Raw genomic sequence first — 21,550 nt, forward strand, 5'->3', positions numbered from 1 at the left:
GGCCTCAGCTTCAGCTTACGGGTGGCGGCTCGCTCGCCAGCCGCCGCGAGCGCAGCGTGCGCCCGTAGTCGAGCAGTGCGAGAACGCCCAGCAAGCCCAGGGCATACCAGGCATCGATACCCAGCAGCATCAACACCAGTCCGCAGAGCAGGGCGCTGAAGCCGGCCAGCCAGCGCCACAGCCCTTTGAGCAGCACCCAGCCGGCGGCCATGCTGAAGAGATAGATGAGCACGAAGTTGCCATTGGCATAGCGGATCAACTGGTCGACCGACAGCGACAAGCCCGCGGCCAGGCTGGCGCATAGGGCGCAGCAGAGCACTACCAGCAGCAGTGCGCGAGCCGGCACGCCATGATGATTGCGCCGGGCCAGGCTGTGCGGCAGTTTGCCTTCGTCGGCCAGGCTCCAGATCAGCCGGGCGAAGCCCTGGATATAGACATTCATCGAGGCGAAGCAGGCCAGGTAGCCGATCAGCGCGCTCAGCCAGCGGGCCTTGGCCCCGAGCAATTGGTCGAGCATGCGCGGCAGCGACGCGGCATCGGTGTGCACATCGCCATAGGCATGGAAACTCAGTACGGCGACCGAACAGGCCCAATACACCAGGCCGGCGAGCAACACGCCGAGCAGCAGGGCCAGGGGAAAGTCGCGCTCGGGGCGTTTGAACTCTTCGCCCAGGTGGGTGAAGGCTTCGATGCCGACGAAACACCAGAACATCACCCCCAGCGCGGCGGGCAGCAGGTGCCAGGAACCCTGCAAGGGCGGCAGCAACGGCTGGTTGGCATGGGGCAGATCACCGAGCCACCAGATCAAGCCGACGGTGCCGATAATGGCCAGGGCGATGGCGCCCTGCACCAGACCCGAAGCCTTCGCCGGGCGTTGCCCGAGCAGCAGCATGGCGGCCAAGGTGGCGAGCTGGATGGCCAGCGCCTGGCCACGGCCGAGATCGAATAGCGCCTGCCAGAAGCCGGTGGCGATGTTCAGCGCAGCCGGTAGGCCGACCGGTAATACGGCGAGAAACAGCAAGGCGCTGACGCGTTCCATGCGTGGGCCGAAGGCGCGGCCGATCAGGTGTGGCGCGCCGCCGGCGTGGGGAAAATGACGGCCAAGCTGGGCGAACGTGAAGGCCACCGGCAGCACCAGCAGAATCAGCCACAACCAGGCCCACAGCGAAGCCCCGCCAGCGACCGTGGCGGCGAGGGCGGGTACGACGAAAATGCCGGTGCCGAGCAGCGACGTGCTCAGCAGGCCGATGCCCTGTAGCAGGCTCAGTTCTTGGTTCAGGCGACTCATGATGTATGCTCGTGCGATCCGTCGTAACCCATGTTAAGCCGCCCGCCGGCCGAGCGTTCCCGGCGAATTGCCGGCATCACCCGGCAAAGCGGCGGAAATACCCGTCAATCTGTTTTGCGTGAGATCCCCGAGTGGACAAGTTCGATCAACAGATCATCGCCCTGTTGCGCGCCGATGCCCGACTGGCCGTCAGCCAGATCGCCCGTGAAGTGAACCTGTCGCGTTCCGCGGTCAGCGAGCGCATCCGCCAACTGGAGCAGAGCGGCATCATCCAGGGCTACCATGCCTGCGTCGTCGAGCCCGCCGGCAGTGCGGTCAAGGCCTACCTGGAGCTGTTCTATCAAGGTGGGCGGTGCGAGAACTACGTCGAGCGCATGCGCGCTTTCGTCGAGGTCCGTCGGTGCAGCGGCATCAGCGGCGAGACCGACATGCTGGTGTATATCGAGGCGCCCTCCATGGCCCGGCTCAGCGAGGTTCGCGGGGCGATCGAAAACTTCCCCGGCATGCAGAAGGTCAAGACCCACATGCTGGTCAAAGATTGGTTGATGTGAGCCAGAGCATGCGCATTCTGCACACCTCCGACTGGCACCTTGGCCAGCACTTCATGGGCAAAACCCGCCAGGACGAGCACCAGGCGTTTATCGCCTGGCTGATCGAACAATGTGCAGTTCATTGCGTGGATGCCTTGATCATCGCCGGCGATATCTTCGATACCGGCGCGCCGCCCAGCTATGCCCGCGAGTTGTACAACGAGTTCATCGTCGCCCTGCGCGATAGCGGCACGGAGCTGGTGGTGCTCGGCGGCAACCATGACTCGGTGGCCATGCTCGGCGAGAGCAAAAGCCTCTTGGCCCACCTCAATACCCGGGTGATCCCCGGCGTCAGTGCGCAGCTGGAGGAGCAACTGCTGGTGCTGCACAGGCGTGATGGCCGGCCCGGCGCGATCCTCTGCGGCATCCCCTTCATCCGCCCGCGCGACGTGCTGCACAGCCAGGCCGGGCAGAGCGCGCAGGACAAGCAGCTGTCGCTGCAGCAGGCGATCCAGCAGCATTACCTCGATCTCTATGCCCTGGCCGAGGCCAAGCGTGACGAGCTGGGCGGCGACTTGCCCATCATCGCCACCGGCCATCTGACCACGGTCGGCGCCAGTGCCAACGAGTCGGTGCGGGAGATCTACGTCGGCGCGCTGGAAGCCTTCCCCACCAGTGCCTTTCCGCCGGCGGCCTATATCGCCCTCGGGCATATCCACCGGCCGCAAAAAGTCGGCGGCCTGGAACACATCCGTTACTGCGGCTCGCCGATTCCGCTGAGCTTCGATGAGGCCAAGCAGAGCAAGGAAGTGCTGTTGGTGGCGTTCACCGGCCGCGAGCTAGAGAGCATCGAGGCCTTAACGGTGCCACGCTTTCAGCCGCTGGTGTCGCTGCGCGGCTCGTTGAGCGAACTGCAAAGTGCCATCGCCGAAGCGGCGCAACAGGGCAGCACGGAGCAACCGGTGTGGCTGGAAGTGCTGGTCAGTGCCGACGATTACCTGAGCGATTTGCAGCTGCGGATTCAGGCTTTTACCGAAGGTCTGCCGGTCGAAGTGCTGCGCATTCGCCGCGAACGCGGCACGGCCCAGGCCAGCTTGCAGGTCAGCGCCAAAGAAACCCTGGATGAACTGAGCACCGACGACGTATTCGCCCAGCGCTTGAGCAGTGAGGAATTGGACGAGGCCTTGCAAACCCGCTTGCGGGGTTTGTACCGCCAGGTGGTCGGCGAGTTGCAGGAGGGCAAGGCATGAAAATCCTCAGCCTGCGCCTGAAGAACCTCAACTCGCTCAAAGGCGAATGGAGGATCGACTTCAATGCCGAACCCTTCAAGGACAATGGCCTGTTCGCCATCACCGGGCCGACCGGTGCCGGTAAAACCACGCTGCTGGATGCCATCTGCCTGGCGCTGTACCACCGCACGCCACGCATGAACAGCTTGTCGGCCAGCAGCAACGAGCTGATGACCCGACACTGCGCCGATTGCCTGGCGGAGGTCGAGTTCGAGGTCAAAGGCCAGCGCTACCGCGCTTTCTGGAGCCAGCGCCGGGCGCGCGATAAGGCTTCCGGCGACTTGCAGCCGGCCAAGGCCGAGTTGGTGCAGATTGACTCGGAGAGCGGCGCGGGCCAGATCCTCACCAGCAAGCTCAGCGAGAAACTCAAGCTGACCGAAAGCCTCACCGGGCTGGATTTCGAGCGCTTCACCAAATCCATGTTGCTGGCCCAGGGTGGTTTCGCCGCCTTCCTCGAAGCCAACGCCAATCAGCGCGCCGAGCTGCTGGAGGAGCTGACCGGCACCGATATCTACGGGCAGATTTCCCAGCGGGTGTTCGAGCAAACCCGTGAGGTCAAGGCCGGGCTGGATCAACTACGCGCCAAGGCCTCCGGCGTCGAACTGCTGAGCGACGAACAACGTGCCAGCCTGGAAGCCGAAGCGTCGACACTGACCGGCGAGGAAGCGGCGCTCAACAGCCAGCAAGCGGCCGTGCAGGCGCAGCGCCAATGGCGCGCCGAGCTCGGCAAGGCGCAAAGCCGGCAGCAGGCGGCCGTGCAGCAGGAGCAGCAGGCCCGGCAGGCGCTGGCCGAGGCCGGGCCGCAGCTGGAGCGGCTGGCCGCCAGCGAGCCGGCCGGCAAATTGCAGCCCGTCCATCAGGCTTGGCAGCAGGCGCAACAGGCGCTCAGCCATACCGAACAGAGCCTGGCCCAGGCGCAAAGCGAGCAGCGGCAGGCCGCGCAACAGGTCAGCCACTGTCTGTGGCAGGCCAGTCAGCTTAGCCAACAGATCGCCGAGGCCCAGCAGGCGCAGCTGGAACAACTCGATCGGCAGCGCCGGCAACTCGACGCGCAACTGGCCGAACACCCGCAGCGCAGTCAGCTGGGCGGGCAAATCGAGGTCTGGCGCAGCCAGCTCGACGCGCGCCAACGGCTCGGCCAGGAGATCGCCGTGCTGATCGCCAAGCAGCAACAGGACGACCAGGCCGCGCACGGCCTCGCCGCCCAACTGGCCGAGCAAGAAGCCAAGCTCAACGCTGAGCGAGCCCGCTTGAGCAACGCGCAGCAGCAGGAAAGCGCGCAGCAGGCGCAACTGGAGGCGCTGCTGGGCGGCCAGGCTGAAGCCGAGCTGCGTGCCCACTGGCAGCGGCTGCACGGCCAGGGCAACGAACTGGCGCAATTGCAGCAGCTCGGCCAGTCACGCCAGCAGCTCGGCCAGCAGTTGGCTCAGATCGACACCCAGCTGGCCGATAAACGCCGCCAGCACGCCGCCAAAGAGCTTGAGCTGAGCGCCCTGCGCGTGCAGTACAAGGACCTGCAACAGCAGATCCGCGACAAGGAAAAACTGCTGGAGCAGGAGCGGCGCATCCAGGCGCTGGAGGCCTATCGCGCCGCCTTGCAGCCCGGCGAAGCCTGCCCGCTGTGCGGCTCCCACGAGCATCCGGCGATCGGCGCTTATCAGGTGTTGGATAGTTCCGCCACGCAGCGCGCGCTCGACGGCAAGAAGGTCGAGCTGGAGGCGCTGGCCGGCCAGGGGCAGAAGCTCGGCGGCGAACTGGCGACCCTGGCCGCGCAAATCGAGCAGCACCAGCGGCAGTGGGAACAAGACCAGCGCGAGCAAGGCCTACAGGCCGAGCAGTGGCAGCAGCGCTGCCGCAGCCTCGGCCTCGAGCTGGCCGACGACGACGCCCTGGCCGCCCAGCAAGGGCTGCACGGCGCCCAGCTCGCCGCCAGCGAGCAAACCCTGAGCGCGCTGGATGCGCTCAAGGCCGCCCTGGAACAGGCCCGCGCGGCGCGGCAGACTATCGAAAAAACCAGCATCGAGGCCGCCCAGCAGCTGGAACTGATGCAGCAGAATCTGCTCAACCGCCAGCAGCAACGGCTCGAGAGCGGCCAGCGGCTGAACGAGCTGCAAGCGCAACAGCATCGGCGCGACAGCGAGCTGGCCGCCGCGCTCGCGGCCCTGGACTACAGCCTGCCGGCGGACGGGCCGAGCTGGCTGCGCGAGCGCGAAGCGGAATGGCACAACTGGCAACAGGCGCAGCTGCAACGCCAGCAACTGGAGCGCGCGCAATTCCAACTGCAGCCCGCATTGACCGCCGCGCAGAAAGAGGCGGCCTCGTGGCAACAACGCTGGTCAGCCCTGGAGCAGAGCGCGCCCCCCGTCCCCAGCCCAACGGCCGACCCGGAAGGCGCCTTGCAGCAAGCGCAAAGCCAACTGGCCGCCGCGCAAAAACGCGCGGACGAACTGACCGGCACCCAACACAACCTCAGCCAGCGCCTGCAACAGGAACAGGCCCAGCTCGGCGACAAAGCCAGCGCCTGGGCCCTGGCCCTGGGGCAGAGCCCCTTCGCCGACGAGGCCGCCTTCCACGCCGCCTTGCTCGGCGACGAACAGCGCAGCGCCCTGCAGCGCCAGAAAACCCAGCTGGAGCAAGCCCTCACCGCCGCCCAGGCGCTGAAGGCTGCCGCCGAACAGGCATTGGCCGCCCTACAAGCCGCGCCGCAAAGCGATCTCGGCCTGGAGCAACTGAACGAACAACTGGAGGAGCTGAAGACCCAACTGCGCCAACTCGGCCAGCGCCAGGGCGAACTCCACGCCCAACTGCAAGGCGACCAGGCGCGCCGGCAGAACCAGCAAGCGCTGTTCGCCGAGATCGCCACCAAGGAGGGCGAATACGACCTCTGGCAGCACCTCAACGGCCTGATCGGCTCGGCCGACGGCGCCAAGTACCGCAAGTTCGCCCAGGGCCTGACCCTCGATCACCTGGTCTACCTGGCCAACCAACAGCTCGAGCGCCTGCACGGGCGCTACCAGCTGGGCCGGCGCAGCTCCGGCGAGCTGGAGCTGGAGGTCATCGACACCTGGCAGGGCGACGTCGCCCGCGACTGCAAGACCCTCTCCGGCGGCGAGAGCTTCCTGGTCAGCCTGGCCCTGGCCTTGGCCCTATCCGACCTGGTCAGCCACAAGACCAGCATCGACTCGCTGTTCCTCGACGAAGGCTTCGGCACCCTCGACGGCGAAACCCTGGAAGTCGCCCTCGACGCCCTGGATGCCTTGAACGCCAGCGGCAAGATGATCGGCGTGATCAGCCATGTCGAGGCGCTGAAGGAGCGCATTCCGGTGCAGCTCAAGGTGCATAAGGCGGTGGGCATGGGCTATAGCGCGTTGGACACCCGCTATGCGGTGCCCCCGGCCCCGCGCGCCCAGGCTTAGCCGCCGAGCCGACTCAGCAGCGCCTGGGTATCCGCCGCGCCCATCAGCGTCGCGCCGTTGGCGTCCTTGGCGTGCGGGCCGGCACCTTGGGCGAGCAGGCTGTCACCATTACTGTTGCACAGCCCTGGGCCAGCAGCTCGCCGAGGCGCGCGCGTCGAACACCTGCTCGGCGAAGGTCAGGGGGGGCTTCAGCGCCACTCGTAGGGTGCGCTGTGCGCACCACAGTTTCACGCTGGGTTTTCGGTGCGCACGGCGCACCCTACGACGGGTAGCGTGAGCAGGTCTCAGCGGGGCTCGGCATCCTGGCGGCATTGCGCTTGCAGCGCCGCCCAGCCGTCGGCGCCGAGCTGCTCCAGGGTCTGGATATTGGCCTCGAAGATGACTTCGGCGTCGGGAAAGGCGGCGACGGCGCGGTCGATGCTGGCTTCGCGCAGGATATGCAGGGTCGGGTAGGGCGAGCGGTTGGTGGCGTTGCCGACGTCGTCCAGCGCGGTGTCGGCAAACTGGAAGTGCGGGTGGAAGCTGGCGACCTGCAGGATGCCGGCATACCCCAGCTCGTCCACTGCCGCATCGGCGACGGCGAGAAAGTCATTGAAGTCGAGAAAATCCTGCAGCACGCCGGGGTGGATCAGCAGGGTGGTGTCGACTTGCTCGGGTTTGGCCTCGGCCAAGAAGTGCAGCTCCTCGCACAGGGCGGCGAGTAGGGCCTCGGCATCGCCGGCGGGGCAGTGCAGATAACGGATCTGCCCTTTGACCTGCACGGCCTTGGCGAAAGGGCAGAGGTTCAGGCCGATAACGGCGCGATCGACCCAGGCGCGGGTCTCGGCGATGACGGGGTCGTGCGAGGGGTTCATGAGCGTGGCCTATTCGAGCATGGGAAGTGATGGATTCAAGGGGCCGGTCAAACCTGCCAGGCCTCGACCTTACCCTTGGTTTCCAGGTAGTCGATCACCTGTTCGGCCTTGCCCAGCTTCATGGCCTTGATCAGGATCATGGTGTCCAGGTAGCAGTGCACGAAGCAGCGTTTATACAGGGCGCTGTAACCGGGGATATGTTCTTGGATCATAAACACCGTGCCGCAGGCATGCTTGAGCATGCTCTCCTTGAGCAGGGGGTCCTCGATGCCGCGATAAATGGCGGCGATCGCCGGGGCCAGCTTGAACAGGGATTCGGCTTCCAGCTGTGGGCTTTCCAGGCGAATCGCCTCGGCCTCGTCGAGGGCCTGCAGCGCTTCGCGCGCCCAGCCTTTGAGGGTGTTGGGTAGTGCCAATCGGGTGCTCATAGGGAGATGGCCTGCGCAGGGCGTAAGTGAAAAAAGCTGCGAGTGTACAGGTTCGACAATCCCTTCGATTGCGCAACAGCGGGCTCTGTCAGCCGATCATTGGCGCGCGCGCCGTACACTGGCGGGCTCAACCCTTGAGTCTGTCGACCGATGCCATTGCCCATCCTCTATTCCTTCCGCCGCTGCCCCTATGCCATGCGCGCGCGCATGGCCTTGCACCAGGCGGGCTGCGCGGTGGAGCTGCGCGAAGTCAGCCTCAAGCACAAGCCGGCCGCGCTGCTGGCCTGCTCGGCCAAAGGCACGGTGCCGGTGTTGGTCACGGGCGCGGGCCAGGTGATCGAAGAAAGCCTGGACATCATGCGCTGGGCCTTGGCCGGCGATGATCCGGACGACTGGCTGCTGAGCAACAACGTGGCGGGGCAGGCCCAGGCCAATGCGCTGATCCGACTCAACGACCAGGTCTTCAAGGCCCAGTTGGATCGCTACAAGTACCCCGAGCGTTTTCCCCAGCACTCGGCCGAGCACTACCGCGAGCAGGGCGCCGGCTTTCTCGCGACGCTGGAGGCGCAATTGACCCGGCAGGCCTACCTGGTTAGCCCGCAGCCTAGCCTGGCCGATTGCGCGCTGATGCCCTTCGTCCGCCAGTTCGCGGGCGTGGACCCGGCCTGGTTTGCGCAAAGCCCCTATCCACGGTTGCAGCGTTGGCTGGCCGTGTGGCTGGCATCACCGGTGTTTCTCGCCAGCATGCACAAGCACCCGGTCTGGCAGGCGCCCCAGTAGCCAGGGCGGTGTGGCCGGTTCAAGCGGCCGCCGATGCGTCCACTCCGACCCTCGCCGCCGGGTTTTAGCCTGCAGTTGATCGTTCCCACGCGCCTGCGGGAATGCAGCCGAAGACGCTCCGCGTCTGCTCTACCAGCGGACGCAGAGCGTCCCAAGCGGGTTCCCGCTCGGGAGCCATCGATGAATTCTTGCAGTCGGCGCTATTTGCCGCGGCAATGCGCACGTTTCCACGCTGGCAGCCTGATCAGGCGCCGAGCTTGCTGGTCTAGCGGTCAGCCCTGGCTAGTCGTGGCCCAACGTGCTTTGCGCCAGGCGCGGCGCTGATTCTTGTCGAGGAAGGTCCAGGCGATGAAGCGGCTCTGCTTCTGTCCCTGAGCCATGTCGACTACGCGAATATCGCTGGCGCCCAAGGCCTTCAAAGTGGCCTGCATGGCTGGCAGGTTGCTGGCCTTGGAGACCAAGGTGCTGAACCAGAACACCTGTTGGGCGAAACCTGCGCTTTCTTCGGCCATCCGCGCGATAAAGGCGGCTTCGCCACCTGCGCAATGCAGTTCAGCACCCTGACCGCCGAAGTTCAGCTCTGGCAGCTTGCGGCTCGGGTCGAGCTTGCCGAGGTTCTTCCATTTGCGTTGGCTGCCGCGCCGGGCTTCGTCCAGCGAGGCATGGAAGGGTGGGTTGCAGAGGGTGACATCGAAGCGCTCATCGGCCCCGATCAGACCCTGGAAGATATGCCCCGCGTCGGTCTGGCGGCGTAGTTCGATGGCGTCTGTCAGCGGCGGATTGGCTTTCAGGATGGCCGCGGCCGAGGCCAGCGAGACGGCGTCGATATCCGCGCCGACGAAGCGCCAGCCGTAATCGTGATGGCCGATCAGCGGGTAGATGCAGTTGGCGCCCACGCCGATATCCAGTGCGTGCAGGGCTGGGCCGCGAGGTATCACGCCATCATGGCTGATACCCAGCAGGTCGGCTAGGTAGTGCAGGTAATCAGCGCGGCCGGGGATAGGAGGGCACAGGTAGGCATCAGGAATATCCCAGCCACGAATGCCGTAGAACTGTTGTAGCAGGGCGCGGTTGAAGACTTTCACCGCCGCCGGGTTGGCGAAGTCGATGCTCTCTTTGCCGTACGGGTTGATGATCACGAAGGCAGCCAGCTCCGGGCTGCTTTTGATCAGTTGCGGGAAGTCATAGCGGCCCTGATGGCGGTTGCGCGGGTGCAGGCTAGATTTTTCGGCCGGCGCAACGGCGGCGGTGTTCTTCGCGGGGTGTTTCCCTTGGTGCTTAGTTCGCATAACAACCTGAGGCGTTTGTTGAGCTTTAGTTTGAGCTTGAGTGTGGCTAAACCAGATGCAGCGTTTTAGCCAGATAATCGAAAAACAGGCAGTACAAAAAAATCGGTAAGGGTAACCCGAGCAGGGTGCCGAGCAGGTACTGGTGAAACTTTACCCCGGAGAGGGCGAGGGCGTAATTCAGCGCTGGCACCGTTTGAAACAGCACACGCAGCAAGGCGATGCTGGTGATTGGGTGAGCGTCGAGCTGGCTGAGGATTTTAACCGCGAAGCGGTTGTTCAGCTCGCGCAAGGCATCGCCGCCCATCCAGCGGATGGTGAAGAAGGTCACAGTGCAGGAGAACGTAGCCGCCACGTAGGTCGCCAGCCCGCCCCAGGTGCGGCCGAAGGCCAGCACTGCCGCGGCGAGGAAGATCCAGCCGGGCAGCTGGATCAGATTACCCAGGGCGAACAGCAGGATGAAGATGAGTAGCCCGCTGAGTTTATTTTCCAGCAACTGCTCGCGTAGGAACTGCAGGCTGAAATGTTCGCGCAGGCCGGAAAGCTGGAACACCGCGAGCAGCACCACGAGAAACAGCAGCACCATAAGCAGTCGCTTGTATTTGTGCACGGTCTCGCTCTCGCCAATGAGTGCTCGGGGAACACAGGTGTTGAATTAAGGGCTGAACACGTTCCCCTGCATGAGCCCCCTTGCGTCGGGGTGATGCCTGTCAGGGGTATTCAAGCACCGCTTTGATCTGTTTCAGGTTGGCTTCGATCCAGCGCTTATCGATGGCGCCCCAGTCGCGGATCACATAGCGCCCGGCATGATTGCGCGCGCCGTCCTGCTGTTCGAACACGCAGTCGATATCCAGCTCGGCCAGTGCGCCGATGGTGTCCTGGGCGGTGCGCCGGGGCATGCCGGTGGCGTCCATCAGCGCGGGCACGCTGGCCACGTCGGTGTCGATCAGATAGGCCACGTAGAGGCGGCGGTAGAAGCTGGTTTTGGTTTTGCTGACGTCCATTTTCGCTCCTCGAGTCAGTGGGTCAGGCGTGCATCGCGCAGGCGTAGGACGCGGTGGCGGCTGGCAAAGAATAGGCGCAGGAAGCCTTTGACCAACAGGGCGGCGAACAGCGGTTCAACGGTCAACTGGTCGACGACGCGGGTGCCGCAGGCGAGGCGTTCGAGGCTGCGCTCATGGCGCCAGAGGCGCATGCCGGTCATCGGTGATTGTTCGATGAAGCCGACGCCTGTGGTGGGTGAGTTCGTGCAGGGTCAGGCGCGAGGTGCCCAGTGGCAGGATGCCGAACAACCAGAGCCAACTGGTGAACAGCGGCTGGCCGGGCTGGATGTCGAGGTCTTCGAGGCTGCGGATGTCCCTGGGAATGCTCATCCACAGCCATGGGCGCATTTCGGCGCGCAGGCAGCGCACATCGGTGATCCAGCGCCAGACCTGTTCCGGGCTGGCCTTGAGGGTGGACTCGAAGCGTAACGACAATGGCATGACGAACTCCATTTCCCGGAAAGCACGAGGCCCGCATATGCGGGCCTCGTGGCGGGTTACAGGCTGGCGATACGTTCGCGTTGCTCGTTGAACTTGCCGACGGCTTGTTCGGCTTCGGCGAGTTTGGCGCGCTCCTTGGCGATCACTTCCGGCGGCGCCTTGTCGACGAAGCTGGCGTTGCCCAGCTTGCCACCAACGCGCTGGACTTCCTGGCTCAGACGCTGGATTTCCTTGTCCAGTCGGGCCAATTCGGCGTCCTTGTCGATCAGCCCGGCCATCGGCACCAATACGTGCATCTCGCCAACCAGGGCGGTGGCGGACATCGGGGCTTCGTCGCCCTGGGCCAGTACGCTGACGGATTCCAGCTTGGCCAGCTTGTTCAGCAGTGGCTCGTTTTCGCTCAGGCGGCGCTGGTCTTCGGCGCTGACATTGCTCAACACCACGTCGATGCGCTTGGCCATGGAGATATTCATCTCGCCACGGATCTGCCGCAGGCCGAGCATCAGCGCCTTCACCCACTCGATATCGCCTTCGGCGGCGGCATCGATGCGGCTTTCGTTCGCCACCGGCCAGGCTTGCAGCATGATGGTTTCGCCGCTGACGCCAGCTTGCGCCTTGATGCGCTGCCAGATTTCTTCCGTAATAAACGGCATAAACGGGTGGGCCAGGCGCAGTATGACTTCCAGCACGCGGATCAGCGTGCGGCGGGTGCCGCGCTGGCGCTCGATAGGCGCGCTTTCGTCCCATAGCACCGGCTTGACCAGCTCCAGATACCAGGCGCAGTACTCGTTCCAGATGAACTCATAGAGTGCCTGGGCGGCCAGGTCGAAGCGGAACTGGTCGAGTTGGCGGGTCACTTCGGCTTCGGTGCGTTGCAGCTGGGAGATGATCCAGCGGTCGACCGAGGACAGCTCGACGGCTTCGCCGTTCACGCCGCAGTCCTGATTGTCGGTGTTCTCCAGCACGAAGTTGGCGGCGTTCCACAACTTGTTGCAGAAGTTGCGATAACCCTCGACGCGGCCCATGTCGAACTTGATGTCGCGGCCGGTGGAGGCCAGCGAGCAGAACGTGAAGCGCAGGGCGTCGGTGCCGTAGCTGGCGATGCCTTCCGGGAATTCCTGGCGAGTCTGCTTGGCGATTTTCTCGGCCAGCTTGGGCTGCATCATGCCGCTGGTGCGTTTCTGCACCAGGGTTTCCAGCTCGATGCCGTCGACGAGGTCCAGCGGGTCGAGGACGTTGCCCTTGGACTTGGACATCTTCTGGCCCTGGCCGTCGCGCACCAGACCGTGCACATACACGGTCTTGAACGGCACCTGCGGGGTGCCGTCGTCGTTCTTCACCAGGTGCATCGTCAGCATGATCATCCGGGCGACCCAGAAGAAGATGATGTCGAAGCCGGTGACCAGCACGTCGGTCGGGTGGAAGGTCTTGAGGAATTCGGTCTGTTCCGGCCAGCCGAGGGTGGAGAAGGTCCACAGGCCCGAGCTGAACCAGGTGTCGAGGACGTCGTCGTCCTGGCGCAGCGGGATGTTGCCGAGGTTGTGCTTGGCACGCACCTCCGCTTCGTCGCGGCCGACGTAGACATTGCCGGCTTCGTCGTACCAGGCCGGAATGCGGTGGCCCCACCAGAGCTGGCGGCTGATGCACCAGTCCTGGATGTCGCGCATCCAGGAGAAGTACATGTTCTCGTACTGCTTGGGCACGAACTGGATGCGGCCATCTTCCACGGCGGCAATCGCCGGCTCGGCCAGCGGCTTGGTGGAGACGTACCACTGGTCGGTCAGCCACGGCTCGATCACGGTGCCGGAGCGGTCGCCTTTCGGCACTTTCAATGCGTGGTCGTCGACCTTTTCCAGCAGGCCGAGGGCGTCGAGCGCCGCAACGATCTGCTTACGCGCGACAAAGCGATCCAGCCCGGCGTATTCCGTCGGCAAGCGGGCATCGAAGGCGCCATTGACGCTGCCATCCAGGTGGAACACCTGGGCGGTGGCGAGAAGGGCGGCGTCTTTATCCAGCACGTTGATCAGCGGCAGGTTGTGCCGTTTGCCGACCTCATAGTCGTTGAAGTCGTGGGCCGGGGTGATCTTCACGCAGCCGGTGCCGAACTCGGGGTCGCAATAGTCGTCGGCGATGATCGGGATGCGCCGGCCCACCAGGGGGAGCTCGATGAACTTGCCGATCAGCGCCTGGTAGCGCCCGTCCTCCGGATGCACGGCGACGGCGCTGTCACCGAGCATGGTTTCCGGACGGGTGGTGGCGACGATCAGGTAATCCTGGCCATCGGCGGTCGTGGCGCCATCGGCCAGCGGGTAACGCAGGTTCCACAGGTGGCCCGCCACGTCGTGGTTTTCCACTTCGAGATCGGAAATCGCCGTGTGCAGCTGGGTGTCCCAGTTGACCAGGCGCTTGCCGCGGTAGATCAGACCGTCTTCGTGCAGCCGGACGAAGGCTTCCTTGACCGCCTCGGAGAGGCCGTCGTCCATGGTGAAGCGCTCGCGCGACCAGTCGACGGAGGAACCGAGGCGACGAATCTGCCGGGTGATGGTGCCGCCGGACTCTTCCTTCCATTCCCAGACCTTGTCGAGGAACTTCTCGCGGCCGAGGTCGTGACGGCTGATGCCTTCGGCGCCCAGTTGGCGCTCCACCACCATCTGCGTGGCGATACCGGCGTGGTCGGTGCCCGGCTGCCACAGGGTGTTGCGACCCTGCATGCGGCGGAAGCGGATCAGCGCGTCCATGATGGCGTTGTTGAAGCCATGGCCCATGTGCAGGCTGCCGGTGACGTTCGGCGGCGGAATCATGATGGTGTAAGAGTCGCCGGCGCCTTGCGGGGCGAAATAGTTCTTCGCCTCCCAGGTTTCATACCAGGAGGTTTCAATGGCGTGCGGCTGGTAGGTCTTGTCCATGCGGGGCGGGACCCTATTGGCGGCTAATCGGAAAGCCGACAAGTATAACGGGGATGGCGTTCGGGGCGTAAGACGGATAACGCCTGGCGTTATCCGTCGCGACGGCTGGCCAGGCAAGCAAGCCTAGGGGGGCGTAGTTCAGAACTTGCGCGGGGGCAGCAGACGCTCCAGGCGGCGCTGGAGTTCGGCCTCGATCTGCGGCACGAAATCGTCGATCACATCCTGCAGGATCAACTGCGCCGCGGCGCGCAGTTCGTTATCTAGGCGCGACAGTTCGCTGGAGCTGTCGCTAAGCACCGCCTGTTGCACGCTCGAAGCGAGCGTTGCCGGCAGAGGTGTGGGGATGGCTGCTGCGCTGGGCGGTGGCGCTGGCGCTGGCGTTTCACCTGGCGAGACGATATCGGACAACAGGGGGATTTCGCCTAACTCGATGGAGTCGGTGAGCAGCGGTGGTTCCAGGCTTTCGTCGCCGGCCAGAAACTCGCGGATCGACTCGAGGTCATCCAGCAAGTGGGTGGGCTTGTGCGGTGGTTTTGGCGTGTCCATGGGGTAAGGCTACAGTTCGACTCGTTGCGGGTCATAGCCCCGCTGACGATAGGTACGGAAATTCTCGCGCGAGCTGTGCAATTGCTCGGGCTCTTGATTGACGATCTCGATCACTCGGCTGAAACGCTCGATGAACGGCGAAAGGCTCGGGTCGAGGTTGATCAGCAGGCCCTGCTGCGCCGCCGGCTCATCGTTAAGCCCCAGCACGACGGGCGCCAGTGGGTCATCCCGATACAGGCCATGCGGCACAAAGGTCTCCGCCTTGAAGCGCCAGAGCAGTTCGTCGACCTCGGCGCATTGAGCCTGGTCGGCGCAACGCAGGAAGACCGGCAGGCCATGGCGCCAGGCCTTGCTCGCCAGCTGGCAGGCCGCGCGCAGGCGATCCGCCGGGTTGGCCGAGGAGAGGACGTAGAACTCGACGCGGGTCATTTTTGGCCCTCAAAGCTACTGCGCTTGCTTATGCTGCGTTGAAGGCCAAAAAGCATTATTTGATCCGGTCCAGCAGGTACTGGGTCAGTAGCGGAACCGGGCGGCCAGTCGCGCCTTTTTCCTTGCCGCCACTGACCCAGGCGGTGCCGGCGATATCCAGATGCGCCCAGTGGTACTTTTTGGCGAAGCGCGAGAGGAAGCAGCCAGCAGTGATGGTGCCGGCTTTCGGCCCGCCGATGTTGGCGATGTCGGCGAAGGGGCTGTCCAGTTGCTCCTGATATTCGTCGAACAACGGCAGTTGCCAGGCGCGGTCGTCGGCGCTCTGGCCAGCCTTGAGCAGCTGCTGGATCAAGGCGTCGTTATTGCCCATCAGCCCCGAGGTGTTGCTGCCCAGCGCGACTATGCAGGCACCGGTGAGGGTGGCGATGTCGATCACCGCTTGCGGCTTGAAGCGCTCGGCGTAGGTCAGGGTGTCGCACAGCACCAGGCGGCCTTCGGCGTCGGTGTTGAGGATTTCCACGGTCTGCCCGCTCATGGTGGTGACTATGTCGCCGGGGCGGGTGGCGCCGCCGCTCGGCATGTTCTCGGCACAGGCCAGCAGGCCGACGACGTTGATCGGCAACTGCAGTTCGAGCACGGCCTTGAAGGTGCCGAGTACGCTGGCGGCGCCGCACATGTCGTACTTCATCTCGTCCATGCCGGTGGCCGGCTTGATGCTGATGCCGCCGGTGTCGAAGGTGATGCCTTTGCCGACCAGGACGAAGGGCTTGTCGTCCTTCTTGCCGCCCTGGTAGTTGAGCACGATCAGCCGTGGCGGCTGTTCGCTGCCCTGGGCTACCGCGAGAAATGCCCCCATGCCCAGCTCTTTGAGCTTCTTCTCGTCGAGCACTTCGACCTTGAGGTTCTTGTGCGCCTTGGCCAGAGCCTTGGCTTCATCGGCGATGAAGCTCGGGTGGCAGAGGTTGGGCGGCAGGTTGCCGAGGTCGCGGGTGAAGGCCATGCCGGCGGCGATCGCCTGGGCCTGGGCTGCGCCGCGCTCGACGTCAGCCTGAGTGACTTTTTCGGTCAGCAGGGTCAGCTTCTTCAGGGCGCAGGCTTCGCTTTTCTGGCTCTTAAAGCGTTCGAAGGCGTATTCGCCGTCGGCCAGGGTTTCCACCAGCAAGCGGGTTTTCGCGTAAGCGTCGCGGCCTTTGACTTGCAGCTCATCGAGGGCGAGTACCGCGTCATTACCGCCTAAGCTTTTCAGCACGCCTTGTACGGCGGTGATCAATTTGCGCAATTGGCGGTCAGAGAGTTCGCTCTCTTTGCCGGTGCCAACCAGCAGTACGCGCTCCGCCTTGAGATTGGGCAGGCTGTGCAGGAGTAACGTTTGGCCAAGCTTGCCGGCCAGGTCGCCGCGCTTGAGCAGGGTCGTGAGGGCGCCGCCGCTGGCGCTGTCCACGGCCTTGGCGGCGTCACCGAGTTTACGGCCCTCGCCGATGGCGACAACCAGGGTGGCGGTTTTCAGAGATTCTGGGCGGGCGCTTTTGACAACAAATTCCATGGCGAGGTGTCCCCAAGACAACAGGTCGGTATTGCAGGATAATGCCGCGTATTTTTTCGGTGGCCCGCCTCAGGCGGGCCGGCAACAGGCGGCTAGTTTGAGCTTAGCCGCCTGAGCCTGACAACCCTGGAGTGTCTGGTTTGATCGTCTTCCGTTATCTGTCTCGCGAGGTGCTGGTGACCTTGAGCGCGGTGAGTGCCGTGCTCTTAGTGATCATCATGAGCGGGCGCTTCATTAAATATCTGGCCCAGGCCGCGCAAGGGGCTCTCGATCCGGGCGTGTTGTTCCTGATCATGGGCTTCCGACTGCCAGGCTTCCTGCAGTTGATCCTGCCGCTGGGCTTGTTTCTCGGTATTTTATTGGCTTACGGCCGGCTCTATCTCGACAGCGAAATGACCGTGCTGTCGGCAACCGGCATGAGCCGGCAGCGCCTGCTGGCCTACAGCTTGGTGCCGGCGACGCTGGTTGCGCTGTTGGTGGCCTGGTTGAGCCTGGGCTTGGCGCCGCAAGGGGTGACTCAGGTGGCGCGGATCCTCAATGAGCAGGATGCCCTGACCGAGTTCGACACGCTGGTGCCTGGGCGCTTCCAGGCCATGAAGAGTGGTTCGCGGGTCACCTATACCCAGGACATGTCGAACGATCGCAGTGAGTTGGGCGGTATCTTTATCTCGGAAAAGCGCCTTTCCAAGGCCGGTGACAAGGAGCGCGGCATCACGGTGTTGGTCGCGCAGAAGGGCCGTCAGGAGATCCAGGCGGATGGCAGTCGTTACCTGATTCTGGAAAACGGCTACCGCTACGATGGCAATCCTGGCCAGGCCGACTACCGGGCGATTCAGTACGACACCTACGGCGTCTTGTTGCTCAAGCCGGAGGTCAGTAGCGAGATCAGTGAGCGCGAGGCGATTCCGACGGCTGAGCTGATCGGCAGCGATAACCCGAAGTACCAGGCAGAGTTGCAGTGGCGTCTCTCACTTCCGTTGCTGGTCTTTGTCGTCACCTTGCTGGCGGTGCCGTTGTCCCGGGTCAATCCGCGTCAAGGGCGCTTCCTCAAGCTGCTGCCGGCGATTCTTCTTTATATGGCTTACCTGTCTCTGTTGATCGCCGCGCGCGGGGCGCTGGATAAGGGCAAGATTCCTTTGGATCTAGGGCTATGGTGGGTGCATGGGGTGTTCTTGTTGATTGGTCTTACGCTGCTGTATTGGGAGCCATTGCGTCTGAAGTGGGCGGGTCGTCGCGCTGCGCGGGAGCTGGCTCATGGTTAGGTTGGATCGCTACATCGGCACCAGTGTGTTCTTCGCGATTCTCACGGTGCTGGGCATCATCGTCGGCTTGGCCATGCTGTTTGCCTTTATCGATGAGTTGGGTGATGTCGAGGGTGGTTATGGCTTGTCAGATGCGGCGTGGTATGTGCTGCTGACGGCGCCGCGCAAGGTGTACGACATGCTGCCGATGGCGGCCTTGATCGGCTGCTTGATTGGTCTTGGCAATCTGGCGAGCAGTAGCGAGCTGACCATCATGCGGGCGGCGGGTGTCTCGGTCGGGCGCATCGTCTGGGCGGTGATGAAACCGATGCTGGTGTTGATGCTGGTGGGCATCCTGATCGGCGAATACTTGGCACCCTGGAGTGAGAATCTGGGGCAGGCCAGTCGCTCCATGGCGCAGGGTGGCGGGGCGGCACAGAGCGCTAAGCGCGGCCTTTGGCACCGTCAAGGTGATGAGTTCGTACATATCAACGCGGTGCAGCCGAATGGCGTGCTCTACGGGGTGACACGCTACCGGTTTGATGATCAGCGGCATTTGCTCTCTTCCAGCTTCTCGAAGCGCGCGCTGTATCAGGGTGATCATTGGCAGTTGGAGGATGTGGCGACTACGCATTTCCATGAGCGCACTACAGAGGTGGTCGAGTCGCCTAGTGAGCGCTGGGATGTCGAGTTGAGCCCGCAACTGCTCGGCACCGTGGTGCTGGAGCCAGAGGCGTTATCGGTCACTGGGCTATGGCGTTACATCCAGTATCTGGCCGAGCAAGGGCTGAATAACGGCCGTTACTGGCTGGCCTTCTGGACCAAGGTGCTGCAACCCCTGGTGACCGCGGCGCTGGTGTTGATGGCGATTTCCTTCATCTTTGGCCCGCTGCGCTCGGTAACCCTTGGGCAGCGGGTGTTCACCGGTGTGCTGGTTGGCTTTGTGTTTCGGATTGCCCAGGATCTGTTGGGGCCTTCGAGCTTGGTATTTGGCTTCCCGCCGTTGCTGGCGGTGCTGATCCCGAGTGCGATCTGCGGCTTGGCGGGGATTTGGATGCTGCGCCGCGCGGGTTGATTGGTGCTGATATGAGAAAGCCGGCATTGCGCCGGCTTTCTCATGGGTGCTGTGTTTATTTCTTCTGCGAGTTCTTCGGTAGCTGTACGAGGCGCGAGTCGGAATAAATGTCGTGCCAGCTACGTTTTTGCTTGTCCCAGAGCATCCAGAAGAAGCCCAGGCCCAGGCACAGCCAGGAGGCGATGGCAACGATGAAGCGTAGTAGCGCCTGCCACAGGCTAATCGCAGTACCGTCGGCGTTCTGCACGCGAACCCCCCAGACCTGCATGCCCAGTGTCTGGCCGGAGTGAGTCCAGAACTTGCTGAAAAAGCCGAACAGGCTGAAAACCAGCAGGGTGGAAAGAATCGGGTCGCCGTTCAAGGCGCCGCTGTCGGCCATTTCTCTTAGGCGTTCTGCACCGAAGAGCATTCTCAAGACAATCTGCTGGTAGGCCAGGGTCACGACCATTAACAGCGCCACGCAGAGCAGCGAGTCGTAAAACATTGCCGCCAGGCGGCGTGGTAGGCCGGCAATGGGGAAGTCGCCTTGTGGGCGTAGCTGATGGTTCGGCATGGCGGGCTCGCTGCGCAAGGAGGTGCGCGATTCTACTGGCTCAGATTGACAAAAAGCCTAGGCACAAAAAAGCCCCTGATGTTGCCATCAGAGGCTCTTTCGTTCAGGCGGAGGCTTAGGCCAGGACTTGAACCTGGTCAGCCTGCAGGCCTTTTTGACCTTGTACCGCAACGAAGCTAACGCGCTGGCCTTCTTTCAGGCTCTTGAAGCCGTTACCTTCGATAGCGCGGAAGTGCACGAACAGATCCGGACCGCTTTCTGGAGTGATAAAACCAAAACCTTTCTCGTCGTTAAACCACTTGACGGTACCGTTCTGACGATTCGACATATCTTATTTCCTTGGAACTAGAGTTGATGACAGCCTCTTACAAATAGAGGGCTGGACTGGTTGCAGAGAGTAAGAGAAGTCGGGCGGGATGTAGCAAATCTAAGGATCTACTGCACCAGGTCACGATTCAAAGCGACCCATGCAAACACAGTGGGCGAACTCTACGCTAACTTCAGGATGAAAAACAACCCCCGAAAACGGCGAGTTGTGAGCGTGATTTTGCGCCTGTTTCCGCTGCTTTCGAGCCGATTCAGCGAGGGCAAAATTGCATTTTTGAGAGGGGTATTGCGGGTCTGGCGAGCGGCTGTAAAAAAGTCGCTGGGAGATTAATGGTGCCCCGGGGGAGACTCGAACTCCCACTCTGTGAAGAAACGGATTTTGAATCCGCCGCGTCTACCGATTCCGCCACCGGGGCACAATGGGCGCGCAGTATAGGGAGAGGTTTGCCCTTGGTCAATCGTGTTGCGTGGTCAATTTTAGGTATTTCCGTTAAACTTCGCGGCCCTGCAAAATGACCTCCCATCATGCGTGTTGCCGATTTTAACTTCGAGCTGCCTGAGTCCCTGATCGCACGCCACCCGCTGGCCGAGCGTCATGCCAGTCGGTTGCTGACCCTCGATGGCGCGACTGGCGCGCTGGCTCATCGCCAGTTCACCGATCTGCTGGAACATCTGCGTCCTGGCGATTTGATGGTGTTCAATAATACCCGGGTGATTCCCGCGCGGCTGTTTGGTCAGAAGGCCTCTGGCGGCAAGCTGGAAGTACTGATCGAGCGGGTGCTCGATACGCGCCGGGTGTTGGCGCATGTGCGCTCGAGCAAATCCCCCAAACCTGGCTCGCTGATTCTGCTCGAGGGCGGTGCCGAGGCTGAGATGCTAGCGCGGCACGATGCGTTGTTCGAGTTGCGCTTCAGTGAGGATGTATTGCCGCTGCTGGAGCGCGTCGGCCATATGCCTTTGCCTCCTTATATAGACCGTCCGGACGACGCGGCGGATCGTGAGCGCTATCAGACGGTGTATGCCGAGCGGGCCGGCGCTGTCGCTGCGCCTACGGCCGGGCTGCACTTCGATCAGGCGTTGCTGGCGGCGATTCGCGACAAGGGTATAGAGACCGCCTTTGTCACGCTGCATGTGGGCGCGGGCACCTTTCAGCCGGTGCGCGTCGAGCGTATCGAAGACCATCACATGCATAACGAATGGCTCGAGGTCGGCCAGGACGTGGTGGATGCGGTTGCTGCCTGCCGTCGGCGCGGTGGGCGGGTGATTGCCGTGGGTACGACCAGTGTGCGTTCGCTGGAAAGCGCGGCGCGGGATGGTCAGCTCAAGCCTTTCTGTGGCGATACGGATATTTTTATCTACCCCGGGCGACCCTTTCATGTGGTCGATGCCCTGGTCACCAACTTCCATCTGCCCGAGTCCACCTTGTTGATGTTGGTCTCGGCGTTTGCGGGTTACCCGGAAACCATGGCCGCCTATGCGGCGGCCGTGGCGCACGGCTACCGCTTCTTCAGTTACGGTGATGCGATGTTCATTACCCGCAATCCCGCGCCACGCGGACCCGAGGATCAAGCATGA

General features: G+C 63.3%; 21 protein-coding genes and 1 tRNA gene. 7 read left to right on the forward strand and 15 right to left on the reverse strand.

The features are described 5' to 3' along the window. Positions 1 to 10: 10 nt before the first annotated feature. Positions 11 to 1,288, reverse strand: a complete 1,278-nt coding sequence (gene yjeH, locus FFS12_RS00145) for an L-methionine/branched-chain amino acid transporter (protein WP_137884994.1) — start codon at positions 1,286 to 1,288, stop codon at positions 11 to 13. A gap of 131 nt (positions 1,289 to 1,419) precedes the next feature. Between yjeH and FFS12_RS00150 the strand changes: the two genes are divergently transcribed. From FFS12_RS00150 to FFS12_RS00160, 3 genes are read left to right on the forward strand one after another with little or no spacing between them, the layout of a single operon-like run. Beyond that, on the forward strand, positions 1,420 to 1,839 hold the full coding sequence (locus FFS12_RS00150) for an Lrp/AsnC family transcriptional regulator (RefSeq protein WP_137884995.1): 420 nt from the start codon (positions 1,420 to 1,422) through the stop codon (positions 1,837 to 1,839). An 8-nt stretch (positions 1,840 to 1,847) separates the two neighbouring features. Next, entirely contained in the window at positions 1,848 to 3,068 is a 1,221-nt protein-coding gene (gene sbcD / locus FFS12_RS00155; RefSeq protein ID WP_137884996.1) for an exonuclease subunit SbcD, read from the forward strand. Further along, positions 3,065 to 6,523 carry an AAA family ATPase gene (locus tag FFS12_RS00160; RefSeq protein WP_137884997.1) on the forward strand — a complete coding sequence of 1,153 codons (3,459 nt, stop codon included), beginning with the start codon at positions 3,065 to 3,067 and terminating at the stop codon, positions 6,521 to 6,523. Before sbcD ends, FFS12_RS00160 begins: the two co-directional genes overlap by 4 nt. Before the next feature lie 284 nt (positions 6,524 to 6,807). Here FFS12_RS00160 and FFS12_RS00165 read toward each other — a convergent pair whose 3' ends face one another. Then, positions 6,808 to 7,377, reverse strand: a complete 570-nt coding sequence (locus tag FFS12_RS00165) for a DUF1415 domain-containing protein (protein WP_137884998.1) — start codon at positions 7,375 to 7,377, stop codon at positions 6,808 to 6,810. Between the two features lie 47 nt (positions 7,378 to 7,424). Next, entirely contained in the window at positions 7,425 to 7,805 is a 381-nt protein-coding gene (locus FFS12_RS00170) for a hypothetical protein (RefSeq protein WP_137884999.1), read from the reverse strand. Between the two features lie 150 nt (positions 7,806 to 7,955). On the opposite strand from FFS12_RS00170, the gene FFS12_RS00175 reads away from it, so the two are divergent. Continuing rightward, positions 7,956 to 8,585 (forward strand): glutathione S-transferase, encoded by a 630-nt coding sequence (locus tag FFS12_RS00175; RefSeq protein WP_137885000.1) that lies wholly within the window; start codon positions 7,956 to 7,958, stop codon positions 8,583 to 8,585. A 272-nt stretch (positions 8,586 to 8,857) separates the two neighbouring features. On the opposite strand, the gene rlmF is transcribed toward FFS12_RS00175, so the two are convergent. From rlmF to FFS12_RS00215, 9 genes are all read right to left on the reverse strand, one after another. Continuing rightward, positions 8,858 to 9,874 carry a 23S rRNA (adenine(1618)-N(6))-methyltransferase RlmF gene (gene rlmF / locus FFS12_RS00180; RefSeq protein WP_137885001.1) on the reverse strand — a complete coding sequence of 339 codons (1,017 nt, stop codon included), beginning with the start codon at positions 9,872 to 9,874 and terminating at the stop codon, positions 8,858 to 8,860. Positions 9,875 to 9,920: 46 nt separating this feature from the next. After that, positions 9,921 to 10,481 (reverse strand): VTT domain-containing protein, encoded by a 561-nt coding sequence (locus FFS12_RS00185; RefSeq protein WP_218568956.1) that lies wholly within the window; start codon positions 10,479 to 10,481, stop codon positions 9,921 to 9,923. 100 nt (positions 10,482 to 10,581) lie between these two features. Beyond that, the gene (locus tag FFS12_RS00190) at positions 10,582 to 10,875 is read right to left on the reverse strand and encodes a helix-turn-helix domain-containing protein (protein ID WP_137819560.1); all 294 of its coding nucleotides are present in this window, start codon (positions 10,873 to 10,875) and stop codon (positions 10,582 to 10,584) included. 14 nt (positions 10,876 to 10,889) lie between these two features. Next, the gene (locus FFS12_RS20060; protein ID WP_256657232.1) at positions 10,890 to 11,066 is read right to left on the reverse strand and encodes a hypothetical protein; all 177 of its coding nucleotides are present in this window, start codon (positions 11,064 to 11,066) and stop codon (positions 10,890 to 10,892) included. Next, positions 11,047 to 11,355 carry a hypothetical protein gene (locus FFS12_RS00195; protein WP_256657233.1) on the reverse strand — a complete coding sequence of 103 codons (309 nt, stop codon included), beginning with the start codon at positions 11,353 to 11,355 and terminating at the stop codon, positions 11,047 to 11,049. The genes FFS12_RS20060 and FFS12_RS00195 overlap by 20 nt, the downstream gene beginning before the upstream one ends. 56 nt (positions 11,356 to 11,411) lie before the next feature. Next, entirely contained in the window at positions 11,412 to 14,261 is a 2,850-nt protein-coding gene (locus FFS12_RS00200; protein WP_137885002.1) for a valine--tRNA ligase, read from the reverse strand. Positions 14,262 to 14,399: 138 nt separating this feature from the next. Next, positions 14,400 to 14,807: a DNA polymerase III subunit chi gene (locus FFS12_RS00205; RefSeq protein ID WP_137885003.1), complete on the reverse strand. Its 408-nt coding sequence runs from the start codon at positions 14,805 to 14,807 to the stop codon at positions 14,400 to 14,402. Between the two features lie 9 nt (positions 14,808 to 14,816). Beyond that, positions 14,817 to 15,236: a DNA polymerase III subunit chi gene (locus FFS12_RS00210; protein ID WP_137885004.1), complete on the reverse strand. Its 420-nt coding sequence runs from the start codon at positions 15,234 to 15,236 to the stop codon at positions 14,817 to 14,819. 55 nt (positions 15,237 to 15,291) lie between these two features. Further along, the gene (locus FFS12_RS00215; protein WP_137885005.1) at positions 15,292 to 16,779 is read right to left on the reverse strand and encodes a leucyl aminopeptidase; all 1,488 of its coding nucleotides are present in this window, start codon (positions 16,777 to 16,779) and stop codon (positions 15,292 to 15,294) included. A 140-nt stretch (positions 16,780 to 16,919) separates the two neighbouring features. On the opposite strand from FFS12_RS00215, the gene lptF reads away from it, so the two are divergent. Both lptF and lptG read left to right on the forward strand, forming a co-directional pair. Further along, positions 16,920 to 18,041 (forward strand): LPS export ABC transporter permease LptF, encoded by a 1,122-nt coding sequence (lptF, locus tag FFS12_RS00220; protein WP_137819555.1) that lies wholly within the window; start codon positions 16,920 to 16,922, stop codon positions 18,039 to 18,041. Then, positions 18,034 to 19,095 (forward strand): LPS export ABC transporter permease LptG, encoded by a 1,062-nt coding sequence (gene lptG / locus FFS12_RS00225; protein ID WP_137885006.1) that lies wholly within the window; start codon positions 18,034 to 18,036, stop codon positions 19,093 to 19,095. Before lptF ends, lptG begins: the two co-directional genes overlap by 8 nt. Before the next feature lie 55 nt (positions 19,096 to 19,150). On the opposite strand, the gene FFS12_RS00230 is transcribed toward lptG, so the two are convergent. From FFS12_RS00230 to FFS12_RS00240, 3 genes are all read right to left on the reverse strand, one after another. Then, the gene (locus tag FFS12_RS00230) at positions 19,151 to 19,648 is read right to left on the reverse strand and encodes an RDD family protein (RefSeq protein ID WP_137885007.1); all 498 of its coding nucleotides are present in this window, start codon (positions 19,646 to 19,648) and stop codon (positions 19,151 to 19,153) included. Between the two features lie 115 nt (positions 19,649 to 19,763). Next, complete coding sequence (locus FFS12_RS00235; protein ID WP_119955978.1) at positions 19,764 to 19,976, reverse strand: cold-shock protein; 213 nt, start codon at positions 19,974 to 19,976, stop codon at positions 19,764 to 19,766. A gap of 330 nt (positions 19,977 to 20,306) precedes the next feature. Continuing rightward, positions 20,307 to 20,391: transfer RNA gene (locus tag FFS12_RS00240), tRNA-Leu, on the reverse strand. Positions 20,392 to 20,500: 109 nt separating this feature from the next. Between FFS12_RS00240 and queA the strand changes: the two genes are divergently transcribed. Continuing rightward, positions 20,501 to 21,550: a tRNA preQ1(34) S-adenosylmethionine ribosyltransferase-isomerase QueA gene (gene queA, locus FFS12_RS00245; RefSeq protein WP_137885008.1), complete on the forward strand. Its 1,050-nt coding sequence runs from the start codon at positions 20,501 to 20,503 to the stop codon at positions 21,548 to 21,550.

The sequence above is a fragment of the Pseudomonas sp. 2FE genome (genome assembly GCF_005503735.1).
Lineage (GTDB): Bacteria > Pseudomonadota > Gammaproteobacteria > Pseudomonadales > Pseudomonadaceae > Aquipseudomonas.